At 46.9% G+C, this 11,921-nt stretch carries 13 protein-coding genes; 12 read left to right on the forward strand and 1 reads right to left on the reverse strand.

What is annotated here, in order from left to right:
* The first annotated feature begins 58 nt into the window (after positions 1–58).
* Genes FC07_RS01930 through hisC form a run of 9 tightly spaced genes read left to right on the forward strand, consistent with a single transcriptional unit; the run spans position 59 to position 7,270 of the window.
* Complete coding sequence (locus FC07_RS01930) at positions 59–1,204, forward strand: ATP phosphoribosyltransferase regulatory subunit (protein WP_057903446.1); 1,146 nt, start codon at positions 59–61, stop codon at positions 1,202–1,204.
* Positions 1,201–1,830, forward strand: coding sequence for an ATP phosphoribosyltransferase (gene hisG, locus FC07_RS01935; RefSeq protein WP_057903447.1), 630 nt, complete (start codon positions 1,201–1,203; stop codon positions 1,828–1,830). Before FC07_RS01930 ends, hisG begins: the two co-directional genes overlap by 4 nt.
* A gap of 5 nt (positions 1,831–1,835) precedes the next feature.
* Positions 1,836–3,116 (forward strand): histidinol dehydrogenase, encoded by a 1,281-nt coding sequence (gene hisD, locus FC07_RS01940; protein ID WP_057903463.1) that lies wholly within the window; start codon positions 1,836–1,838, stop codon positions 3,114–3,116.
* Positions 3,117–3,133: 17 nt separating this feature from the next.
* A complete protein-coding gene (hisB, locus tag FC07_RS01945) occupies positions 3,134–3,718 on the forward strand; it encodes an imidazoleglycerol-phosphate dehydratase HisB (RefSeq protein WP_057903448.1) in 585 nt (194 codons plus the stop codon).
* Entirely contained in the window at positions 3,719–4,345 is a 627-nt protein-coding gene (gene hisH / locus FC07_RS01950) for an imidazole glycerol phosphate synthase subunit HisH (RefSeq protein ID WP_057903449.1), read from the forward strand.
* Positions 4,323–5,060, forward strand: a complete 738-nt coding sequence (gene hisA, locus FC07_RS01955; RefSeq protein WP_057903450.1) for a 1-(5-phosphoribosyl)-5-[(5-phosphoribosylamino)methylideneamino]imidazole-4-carboxamide isomerase — start codon at positions 4,323–4,325, stop codon at positions 5,058–5,060. The genes hisH and hisA overlap by 23 nt, the downstream gene beginning before the upstream one ends.
* A gap of 1 nt (position 5,061) precedes the next feature.
* Positions 5,062–5,820, forward strand: a complete 759-nt coding sequence (gene hisF, locus FC07_RS01960; RefSeq protein WP_057903451.1) for an imidazole glycerol phosphate synthase subunit HisF — start codon at positions 5,062–5,064, stop codon at positions 5,818–5,820.
* Positions 5,817–6,146, forward strand: coding sequence for a phosphoribosyl-AMP cyclohydrolase (gene hisI, locus FC07_RS01965; RefSeq protein WP_057903452.1), 330 nt, complete (start codon positions 5,817–5,819; stop codon positions 6,144–6,146). The genes hisF and hisI overlap by 4 nt, the downstream gene beginning before the upstream one ends.
* Before the next feature lie 44 nt (positions 6,147–6,190).
* Positions 6,191–7,270 carry a histidinol-phosphate transaminase gene (gene hisC / locus FC07_RS01970; protein ID WP_057903453.1) on the forward strand — a complete coding sequence of 360 codons (1,080 nt, stop codon included), beginning with the start codon at positions 6,191–6,193 and terminating at the stop codon, positions 7,268–7,270.
* Between the two features lie 63 nt (positions 7,271–7,333).
* On the opposite strand, the gene FC07_RS01975 is transcribed toward hisC, so the two are convergent.
* Entirely contained in the window at positions 7,334–8,563 is a 1,230-nt protein-coding gene (locus FC07_RS01975; protein ID WP_057903454.1) for an L-lactate MFS transporter, read from the reverse strand.
* Between the two features lie 367 nt (positions 8,564–8,930).
* Between FC07_RS01975 and FC07_RS01980 the strand changes: the two genes are divergently transcribed.
* From FC07_RS01980 to FC07_RS01990, 3 genes are all read left to right on the forward strand, one after another.
* Positions 8,931–9,392, forward strand: a complete 462-nt coding sequence (locus FC07_RS01980) for a threonine/serine exporter family protein (RefSeq protein WP_057903455.1) — start codon at positions 8,931–8,933, stop codon at positions 9,390–9,392.
* Positions 9,393–9,744: 352 nt separating this feature from the next.
* Positions 9,745–10,626: a proline iminopeptidase gene (gene pepI, locus FC07_RS01985; protein WP_057903456.1), complete on the forward strand. Its 882-nt coding sequence runs from the start codon at positions 9,745–9,747 to the stop codon at positions 10,624–10,626.
* Positions 10,627–10,686: 60 nt separating this feature from the next.
* Positions 10,687–11,889 carry a peptide MFS transporter gene (locus tag FC07_RS01990; RefSeq protein ID WP_083483158.1) on the forward strand — a complete coding sequence of 401 codons (1,203 nt, stop codon included), beginning with the start codon at positions 10,687–10,689 and terminating at the stop codon, positions 11,887–11,889.
* The last annotated feature ends 32 nt before the right edge of the window (positions 11,890–11,921 follow it).

Raw genomic sequence — 11,921 nt, forward strand, 5'->3', positions numbered from 1 at the left:
TGGCAGGGCTTCGGGGATTTTTTTTTACAGGTTTTTGGATGAGAAAGAGGGTAACTGAATGTCTAATCGTAAATTGCCAATTGGCACGCGTGATGAATTTGGCAGCGTCGCGCAACAAAAAGAACAAATCATTGAACAGATTCAGCGTTATTTCCGGCAACGAGGCTTCCAAAAAATCAACACGCCGTTGTTGGAATACCGCGAAGTCTTTAAACCACTGGCACCGCAAGCCTATCAACCTTATCAGTTATTAGATGAGCGGGGGGACACCTTGGTCTTGCGGCCCGATCTGACCTTGCCGGTAGCGCGGGTCATGAGCACCACGGGGATCGAGATTCCTATGAAATGGTATTACAGCGGTGATATTTTCCGGGTGAAAAAGCGTTTATCCGGGAGTTATAACCAGATCACCCAAGCGGGTATTGAGATCATCGGGTACGCGTCACTAAAGGCGGAATGGGAATGTTTAACCGCTGCTAGCCAGCTGGTTCAAGCCATGGGCATTGATGATATGACGGTTGAATTAAGCCACGCCCAGTTTGTACCGCGGGTGTTAGCGGCGTTGCCCTTAAACGAGTTGGCGAAACGCAATTTGGAAACGGCACTTTACGACAAAGATCTAGAACGGTACCAGCAACAAATTGCGCCGTTAAAGGCGGATCCATTTTACCCATTCTTACAAAATTGGCCGTGGTTGTTCGGCGATTTTAAAGCCGTGTTAGCTGCGTTAGACCAGCTGCCGGCGGTGCCGCAATTACAATCGATCATTGCGGATTTAAAAGCCACGCAACAGTTTATGCAAGCGCAGTTCCCAGCCCAAGCCGTGACCTTAGACTTAAGCATTCAACCACCACAGGAATATTACACCGGCATGGTGTTCCACGGCTTTAGCCAGGCCAATGCCAGCTTCCTCTTTAGTGGTGGCCGCTATGATCAACTGCTGGCCAGCTTCCAACAAACCATGCAACCAGCGGTGGGCTTGGCCTTTGACGTGGATGCCTTGGTGGAACGGTTACCAGAATTAACCACGGCGCCGGCCACCCTGATCTACTTTGAACCTAGTCAGTGGGCAGCCGCAACTGCGAAGCAAAAAGAATTGCCCAACAGTAGCTTATGCTTAGCGGATTCCGCAGCGGCGGCGCAACGGATTGCCACGCAAAAAGGCGCCCAATTAATCGATCTTAGTCAGGAGGCTGCGAAATGAGTTTAAAAATTGCCTTAACCAAAGGCCGCACCGAAAAACAAGTGGTGCCATTACTAGAAGCAGGCGGGATTGATTGTACCGCCATTCGCAACAAAGGTCGGCGCTTGATTTTCAACGAATTGCCTGATTTTCATTTTATTCTGGCAAAGGGGCCCGATGTCCTGACGTACTTAAATAACGGGGCCGTTGATGTGGGCATTGTGGGGTCCGATATTTTAGTCGAACAGCGCAACCCACAATATGACATGTTGGACCTAGGGGTTGGCAAATGTCGCTTTGTCATGGCGTCGACGCCAGATTTCAACCCCAATCAAACTAAGCGCAAGATCATTGCCACCAAGTACCCCAACATTACCCAAGATTATTTTGAAAAAATCGGGGAAGACGTGGAAATTATCCGGATCGAAGGTTCGGTTGAATTGGCGCCGTTAGTGGGCTTGGCCGATGCCATTGTGGATATTGTGGAAACCGGAACGACGTTAAAAGAAAATAATTTACGTGTTTATGCAGAATTACAACCTGTCTCAACGCAATTGGTGGTTAACCGCATCGCGTTAAAACAAAAACGGGATGCCGTTTACGACTTAATTCAACGGTTACAACAGGCTAAACAAGTGGAGGCTTAATGATGATTCAAATTTTAAATGACGATTTTAAAACATTACAACAACAAGTGACCAAGCGCCAACAACAAACAGCCAATAAACCAGAAATTGAAGCTGCCGTTGCCGATATTTTAGCCGCTGTCCGTGAACGTGGAGATGCAGCCGTTAAAGAATATGAAGCCAAGTTTGATCAGGTTGAATTGGACGACTTAAAAGTACCACAAGCCACCATTGATGCGGCTTACGAGGCTTGTGAACCAAAATTATTAGACGCTTTGAAGTTGGCCAAACGCAACATTACGTCTTACCACGAAAAAGAAATCACCCACGGTTTTATTGATGCCGAACAACCAGGTGTGATTCGTGGCCAAAAGGTGTTGCCATTAGCTGCCGTTGGGTTATACGTCCCTGGTGGCACCGCTGCTTATCCGTCAACGATTTTAATGAGTGCCATTCCGGCTAAATTAGCCGGTGTGGATCAAGTAGTGATGGTCACCCCACCACAGCCTAAAGGGATTAACCCCGCTGTTTTAACGGCTGCTAAGTTGGCCGGCGTGGATGCCATTTATCAAGTGGGTGGCGCTCAAGCCATTGCGGCGTTGGCTTACGGTACCGAACAAATTCCGCAAGTTGATAAGATCATGGGGCCAGGGAACATTTTTGTGGCCACGGCTAAAAAACAAGTTTTTGGCCAAGTTGATATTGATATGATCGCCGGCCCTTCTGAAATTGGGATCATCGCTGACGCTGGGGCAGAACCCGATCAAGTGGCAGCTGATTTATTATCCCAAGCAGAACACGATCGGTTAGCCCGGCCCATGTTGGTGACAGATAGCCAAGCGTTGGCTACCAAGGTCGCAGCGGCCATTGAAAAACGGCTCCAAACTTTACCCCGTGAGGAAATTGCCCGGGCGTCCGTTGATGATCAAGGCTTTATTGCCGTTGTGGCAAACTTGGACCAAGCCTTCACCTTAATGAACCAAATTGCACCTGAGCATTTGGAAATTCAATTACCAGAACCGATGACTTATTTGAACCAAATTCGGAATGCGGGCTCAGTGTTCTTAGGTCGGGAAGCATCCGAACCTTTAGGCGATTACGTAGCCGGGCCAAACCACATTTTACCAACCGCTGGCAGTGCCCGCTTCTTCTCACCATTAGGCGTGGAAGCCTTTGTGAAACGGACCCAATTCGTGCAATACACCAAAGATGCCTTAAGCAACGAAAAAGATGCCATTACCACATTAGCTCGTGTTGAAGGCTTAGAAGGCCACGCCCGGGCAATCGAAAGTCGGTTTGAAGATTAAGAAAGAAGGATAATAGAATGCGCAAAGCAAGCATGACACGTAATACGCAAGAAACAACGATTTCAGTAAGCTTGGATCTTGATCAAGCCCAACCGATTGAAATTGATACGGGAATCGGCTTTTTCGACCACATGTTAACCGCTTTTGCCAAACACGGTCGCTTTGGGCTGACCGTCAAGGCGGATGGTGATCTGAACGTTGATCCGCATCATACCACTGAAGATGTGGGCATTGTGCTCGGGCAATGTTTTAAAGAAGCCTTAGGCGACAAAGCGGGAATCGAACGCTTTGGCACCGCCTTTGTCCCATTAGATGAAACCTTATCCCGGGTGGTGATCGACTTATCCGGTCGTTCGTACTTGGTATTCGATGCCGAACTGACCAATCCACGGTTAGGGGACTATGACACAGAAGTAACGGAAGACTTTTTCCAAGCCTTTGCCTTTAATGCGGAATTAAATTGTCACGCCAAAGTGTTATACGGGCGCAATACCCATCATAAAGTTGAAACGTTATTTAAGGCGTTAGGGCGGGCCATGCGCGCTGCTGTAACGTTAAATCCAGAGATCAAAGGCATTCCATCGACGAAGGGTGTGATTTAAATGATCGTTGTCGTTGATTATGACACGGGGAACACGATGAATGTGAAAAAGGCCTTGGACTACTTGGCGATTCCCAATCAATTATCCGCTGATCCGGCCACAATTGCGGCAGCTGATGGCTTGATTTTACCTGGCGTCGGCGCCTTTCAAAAGGCTATGGCGGCTTTAGCGGAACGCAACTTAGTGCCGGTACTCCAACAGGCGGCTGCAAGTGGCAAGCCCATGTTAGGTATTTGCTTAGGCATGCAGCTTTTGTTTGAAACGGGCTATGAATTTGGGGCGGCCCCTGGCTTAGGCATTTTACCAGGAGAGGTTGTGCCGATTCCAGCCAAACAAGGCTTTAAGGTGCCACACATGGGTTGGAACCAAAATCAAGCCCAACGCTCGAACCGGTTTGGCCAAGTTTTTGATGGTGAATCGACTTATTTTGTGCATTCATTTTACGTTCAAACAGCGGCGCGGAACATTGTGGCCACTGCCGATTATAGTGTGAGCATTCCCAGCATTGTCCAACAAAATAATGTGGTGGGCATGCAATTTCACCCTGAAAAAAGTGGCAAGGTGGGTCTTGCCGGTTTAAACGCCTTTAAGGAGATGGTAGCTGATGAACATTTTTCCCGCAATTGATTTATTAAATGGCCAAAGCGTTCGCCTGTACCAAGGCGATTATCAACAAGTCAGTACCGTGAACCCTGATCCCGTAGCTCAGGCCAAAGCGGTGGCCGCCGCTGGTTTACGCCGGTTGCACGTGGTGGACCTGGATGGTGCAAAAGCAGGTAAACCACAGAACAAAGCGGTTGTTGCTAAGTTACGTCAAAGCACAGATTTATTTCTAGAAATTGGTGGTGGCATTCGCACGCTAACTGAAATTGAAGCTTATTTGGAACTCGGCGTTGATCGGGTGATTCTCGGTTCAGTGGCGTTAAAGGACCCGCAACTGGTTGCCACAGCCGTTGAAAAATTCGGTAGTGCCAAAATTGTAGTGGGCATCGATGGTCAAAATGGTCAAGTCGCCACAGAAGGTTGGCTGGATCAAAGCCAAGTGAACATGTCGGATTTAATGGCGGCCATGTTAAAAGTTGGCGTTACCCAATTTATCGTCACGGATATTGCCCGCGATGGGACCTTAACCGGCCCTAACGTGGCACTATTACAGGATCTTCAAGAAACCTTCCCAGCAGCAACGGTGGTGGCTTCTGGTGGGATGCATGATGCCGGCGACTTAGCCGCCTTGCAACAAGCGGGGTTAACCGATGTGATCGTTGGGAAAGCCTTACAAAAAGGCACCCTCACCTTAGCGGAATTAGCAGCGGTTGATGAACCCTTGAAAGGAGGACACTAACATGTTAGCAAAACGGATCGTACCTTGTTTGGATGTGGATCATGGTCGCGTTAAAAAAGGCGTTAATTTTGTGGATTTAACGGATGTTGGCGACCCCACTGAAATTGCGGCTGCTTATGAAGCACAAGGCGCCGATGAATTGGTTTTTCTCGATATTACCGCCACCAACGAAAAGCGGTCAGCTATGGTGGATACCATTCGCAAAGTGGCCAGCCAAGTTTTCATGCCATTGACTGTTGGCGGCGGCATTAAAACGGTTGATGATATGCAGGCCTTGCTAAAAGCTGGTGCCGATAAAGTGTCTTTAAATTCATCTGCTGTTCGGGAGCCTGAATTGATTACGGCTGGGGCTGAGAAGTTTGGCAGCCAGTGTATGGTGGTGGCGATTGATACCCGCTGGCAGGCTGACCAAAATCGGTTTCAAGTGGTGGTCAATGGTGGCCGTGAACCCGTTGATCTGGATGCCGTTGAATGGGCTAAAACAGCGGTGGCTAAAGGGGCCGGGGAATTGTTGGTGACCTCCATGGATAAGGATGGCACCAAGTCAGGCTTTGATTTAAAGCTCTATCAAACCTTAACCGCAGCGGTGGACGTGCCGATCATTGCTTCTGGTGGTTGTGGCGCCTTAGATGATTTTGTGGATCTGTTCCAAGACACCACCGTGGATGCAGCCTTAGCGGCTTCTGTATTTCACTTTGGTGAACTGACCATTGCAGATGTGAAACAACGTTTACGAGAAGCCGAGGTGACCGTGCGATGAGTGCCATTGCGTTGGATTTTTCCAAGATTCCAGGTGGCTTGTTGACCACGGTGGTGCAAGATGCCGCGACCAAACAAGTCTTAATGGTGGCGTATATGAATGCTGAAAGTTGGGCCAAAACCGAAGCCACCGGTGAAACTTGGTTTTGGTCTCGAAGCCGCCAGGAACTTTGGCACAAAGGGGGCACCAGTGGCAATATTCAAACCGTTCAAAAAGTTTGGGTCGACTGTGATGCGGATACCTTATTGCTTGAAGTGACCCCAGCTGGCCCCGCGTGTCACACAGGCCATACCTCTTGCTTCTACCGCCCAATGAATAAGGATTAAGCGCCGTTTCAAGCGCGCTTGAAATGATAAAGGAGTGCTGATTTTTGCTTAAAAAAACGATTGAAAGTTTAAACCCATATGTTCCAGAAGTGCCCTTAGCAGATTTGGAAAAGCAATTAGGTGTTCCTAAAATTGTCCGTATGTCGGCAAACGAGAACCCCTTTGGTACCTCCGATAACGTGCGCCAAGCTGTGCTGAACTGGAATTTCAATCAGGCGCGGGATTATCCAGATGGGGATGCCGAACAGTTGCGCCAAGCCGTGGCTAAGTTTGTCCAAGTTGATCCTGATCAATTGTTGTTTGGCTGTGGCTTGGATGAAGTCATTGAGTTAGTGGCGCGGACGTTTATTGAGCCTGGCGACGAAGTTTTGGAACCTTGGCCAACGTTTTCGGAGTATAAATTACATGCAGAAATTGAAGACGCTAAAATTGTTGATGTGCCAGTGAATGAAACAACCGGGCAGTTTGATTTAGACGCCTTAGCAGCGGCGATCACACCAAAAACAAAGCTGATTTGGCTGTGCAATCCGAATAATCCAACGGGCACTTATTTACAACCAGAAGCGATTCGTGACTTTTTGAAAAAAGTACCGGCCAACGTTTTGGTGTTATTAGATGAAGCCTATATGGAATTTGTCACCGAAGTGGCGCAACCGTCTGCCTTGCCTTTATTGAAAGAATTCGATAATTTAGTGCTCATGCGGACCTTCTCTAAGATTTATGGTTTAGCTAGTTTCCGTGTTGGTTATGCTGTGATTCCCAAGGCATTGATCAGCAGCATGCAGTCCGTGCGCTTGCCGTATAACTTAAACACTTTGTCGCAAGTGGCGGCGTTAGCAGCGTTACAGGACCAGGATTTTGTGACGCAAACGCGTCAGCGCGTGGCCACAGCCCGTCAGGCTTGGGAAACCTTTTTAACTCAACAAGGCCTGACCTATTATCATTCACAAGCTAACTTTGTCTTTTTCAATGCGCCGCAAGCGGAACAGTTAAAGGATTATTTGTTGCAAAACGGTTACCTGGTGCGCAGCGGCTTACGTCCAGACTGGCTGCGGATCACCTATGGATCGACTGAACAAAATCAAGCGGTCCAAAAGTTGATTCAAACCTTTTACGCGAATTAAGGACAATCAAAAAGTGCGTTTCGAGTGATCGAAGCGCACTTTTTGTGTGAGTGATTTGAATCCTTATTCTGTAATAGAAGCACTGGTTTTTGCAAAGGCTGCCCGGATCTTGAAGGAAACCCCTAACGCGATCAATTCTAAAATACCGAACACAATCAAGGTTGACTGGTAGCTGTGGGTGATCTCATGGGAAAGTGATAAGACGATTGGCCCAACTAAGCCCGCCACGCCCCAAGCGGTTAAAACATAACCATGAATGGCGCCAAGTTCAAGCGTGCCGAAAATATCGCTGAGGTACGCCGGAATCACTGAGAAGCCGGCACCGTAACCGGATAAGATCAAGCAAAACGCCACGGTGAATAGAAATTGTGAGCGAATGGCTAAAAGGCCAAATAACAGAACCACCATCATGATAAAGACCGTACTAAAGGTATTCGGACGGCCGAGATAATCAGACGCTGAGGCCCACAATAAACGGCCTAACCCATTGAAAACCCCAATAATACCTACCATTAAAGCCGCTTTTGCCACACTCATGTGGGTCAGCGTTTGGGCCATAGGGGACGCCGCAGAGACCAAGCCAATGCCGCAGGTGATGTTAATGAATAACATCAGCCACAACAACCGAAATTCACGGGTTTTAACCGCTTGATTGGCAGTTAGTTGTTGCCCGGCCATGAGGCTGACACCGGCTGGCTGTGCGGTTTTAACGATTGTTTGCGCCACATGCTTGGGTGGCCGAATGAATTGGGCCGCGATCAGCATGACAACGAAGTAAACCGCCCCTAAAATATAAAACGTCCGTTCAACGCCCACCTGATTCATTAAGCTGTGAGCAACAGGGCTGGTGAGCATGGCTGCGAAACCAAAGCCCATAATGGCACAGCCGGTGGCCATCCCGCGATGCTTCGGGAACCATTTGATAATGGTTGAAACAGGGGTGACATAACCGGAGCCCAAGCCTAACCCACCGATCACACCGTAAGCCAAGTAAAGCAACCATAATTGCTGCGTGTGAATGGCAACGCCAGTCAACGCCATCCCTGAACCGTAACAAATGCTGGAAATGGTGCCGGTGACATTTGGTCCAAAACGTTCAACTAAACGGCCCATAAACGCCGCTGACATCCCTAAGCAGAAAATGGCGAGACTAAAGGCAAACGTAATGGCCGCTTCGGACCAATTCGTTTTCGCCTGAATGGGCTGTGTATAAACACTCCAAGCGTAAACGGACCCGATCATTAAATGTAAAATAACGCCTGAAGTTGCAACAACGTAACGATTGACTTTCAAATTAACCCAACCTTTCCGAATAACCGAATATTATAGCAATCAAACTATCTTTCGTGCGTAGATTCAGTTTACCGGCTGATCTCAAAAAAGTGCAATCTCTTGCGCTGAATTTCCGGTACAGGTGGCAAGGGCATGATTGGTGTAAGCGTTCTTGGTAAAACAATATTGTACACTGACAAACGGCTTTTGCCTAACAATGCTGCGCTACTTAAAGGTAAACCAACGATCGTCAGACAAGTCAGGTGAGCTTGAAAGCGAGCCGTATTTTACCGTTTAATGGAATGGCAAAATAAGGCCCCAGTGAAGTGAATTGATGTGCTATAATGCGACTGAAGTGGTGCTTAATCAGTTGGTGGAGGGATGGGCAATGTCGATTTTTTATCAAGTTTTAGCAGGTTTTTTAGGGACGGTGGCCTTTGCCGTTTTATTTGAGGCCCCACCAAAGCATTATCTTTATTGTGGCGCGATCGGTGCCGTCGGTTGGTTGGTGTACTTGATCATGTTTCGCTTGTGTCACCTATCTTCAGTTTGGGCGACTTTTCTAGCGTCTTTGGTGCTGATCTATTTATCACGGGAAGCTGCCTATGCACTGCGCGCACCGGTGACGATTTTTTTGATCTGCGGTATTTTTTGTTTGGTGCCGGGCATCGGAATTTATAATTTTACATACGCTTTTTTCTTAGGGGACTCCTATCATGCAGCCCAATTGGGAATTCACGTTTTAAAAATTGCAATTGCGATTTCTTTGGGAATTAGTGCTGGCTATGAATTGTCGCCCAAGTGTTTCTTTGCTTATCGTAAACATCAGCGCATGCGTCAAGCAGAATAACGCTTGTGTTTGATTAAACAAGTCTCATTTTAGCTTTTCAGATGGGCTTTTTTATTGTATTATGATGACAGCGGTTACATATTACTTGACTTATTCATTTTAAGGAAAAAAAGGTTTTTCCTTGTTTTTTTTGTTCATGTAAGTGAAAATATGAACATAAGGGAAATTATGGAAAAAATTTTTTGAAATGTTAGAAACGCTTGTTAGTCAATTGTTGAGCAAGAAAGATACTATCATTTAGGAGGCCATGTTTCTGTCGTGATGGTTTTCATCCGACAGAATGGACATCCTCCGGAAATAAGATTTTTGCGAAGCAAAATAGACAATAAAGAATTTAGGAGGGCCATGTTTTATGAAAATCGAAGAAGGCTACATGCCATATTTAGGACACAAAACATACTACCGAATTGTCGGTGAAGCCAATGCCAATAAGGCGCCGTTGCTATTGTTGCATGGTGGACCAGGATCAACGCATAATTATTTTGAAGTGTTGGATCAACTTGCAGCAACTGGCCGTCAGCTGATCATGTATGACCAAATCGGTTGCGGCAAGTCCTTTGTGCCGGACAGTCCGGAACTTTGGACGAAAGAAACTTGGGCCAATGAATTAATCGAATTGCGCAAATACTTAGGGTTAGACGAAGTTCACTTATTAGGTCAATCTTGGGGTGGCATGCTGGAATTCATCTATATGTGCGATTATCAGCCGAAAGGCGTGAAGAGCATGGTGTTGGCCAGCACCTTACCTTCCAACGCACTATGGGCGCAGGAAGCGCATCGGATGATCAGTTTTATGACACCAGAAGAACAAGCCGCGATTGCGCAGGCTGAGGCCACTGGCAATTATGATGATCCGGCGTACTTAGCAGCCAACGACCGTTATATGTTATTACATTGTGAAGATGTTCCGAATGAAGATTCGCCAGAACCATTACGGCGGCCTAAAATCAAAGGGACTGAAGCGTACGTGACCGCTTGGGGCCCCAACGAATACAATCCATTAGGGACGTTAAAAGATTATGAATACCGAGCTCAAATGAAGGACATTCAAGTCCCGACCTTGATCACCAGTGGGGTAAACGATTTGTGCACGCCATTAGTCGCTAAAACCATGTATGATGGGATTCCAAATTCAAAATGGGAATTATTTGCACATAGTCGTCATATGGCTTTCGTGGAAGAAAACGAAAAGTACATGCGTATTTTAAATGACTGGCTCAATGCAAATGATTAACTGATATAAAATCCAGGTGAGCATTAGGCAAGACAACGTGAATAGAAAGAGGGATACATTATGGACGCATCCACAACGAAGAAAAAGAAACCATTTGGCTTTTATGTCTGTTCGCTGGGCTTTACGTTTGAACGGGCCGCCTTCTACACTGTGAAGTACATGTTGGCAATTTGGATCGCAACATCGGTTGGGAAAGGCGGATTAGGCCTCAGCGATGTACAAGCCGGTTCAATGGCGGCAACGTTCGTAGCCATGACCTATATCGCACCAGTGGTTGGGGGTTATATCGCCGATTATTGGATCAGCCCCAGGCTCTGTGTGGCAGTTGGGATGATTTTAATGGCGCTTGGCTATCTCTGTACGTGGCAAGCCCATTCACTGCCGTTGGTTTGGGCGATGATCATTTTAGTTTCCGTGGGGACTGGGCTTTTTAAAGGTAACTTATCCGGGGTCAACGGGTTGCTGTTTAAGGATGAAAAAGACTTAAACGAAGCCTTTTCAGTCCAATATTCCTTTGTCAACATGGGTTCTTTTATTGGGACAACGTTTATTGTCTTATTGATCGCCTCACAAGGCTTTAACTTTGTTTTCTTAATTTGTAGTATTCTGATGTTTATCGATGCCATTTGGTTTATTTTCAACAGCCGTTCCTTAGGGGAAGCAGGGAAAAAGCCTTTTAAAGTGGATCAACGTCAATTTACATCTGAAGCCACTAAAAGTAGTTCAGATGAAACCACTGATGATGCCAAAACAAAACCATTAACAGCCGGCGATAAAAAGCGGGTGGTGGCCATTGTTCTCGTAACGCTATTATCAATTATTTTCTGGATGGCTTGGTATATGGCTTACATGCCCGTTTATTACTATTTTGGCTATGGGGATGGTGCCGATTTCTTAAATCGCGCCAGCTGGGTAATTGGCAGCTTCAAAGTACCCACCTCTTACTTTGACTCGGTTAACGCCTTGGTTTGTATTGCCTTAGGGCCAGTGATTGGGAAACTGTGGACCAAATTGGCAGCGCGGCCAAAAGGCGATATGAGTATGTTTAAAAAGACGGCCTTAGGCATTATCTTCATGGGCTTGGCTTATGTGGTCATGGTGTTCTCTGACATGATCGGGAATGGGCATGCTTCCTTGTTCTGGATCGCGTTGGTGAGTGTCTTAATGTCCATTGGTGAAATGATCTTCTCGCCAATGGGGAACTCCTTCATTACAAAATTGGCACCTGCTAAGTTAATGGTTGGTCCCCTGTCAATAAAATAGACAATTTAAATAGAGACTTTTTTGTCCTATGC

The organism is Loigolactobacillus bifermentans DSM 20003 (genome assembly GCF_001434575.1).
GTDB classification, from domain to species: Bacteria; Bacillota; Bacilli; order Lactobacillales; family Lactobacillaceae; genus Loigolactobacillus; species Loigolactobacillus bifermentans.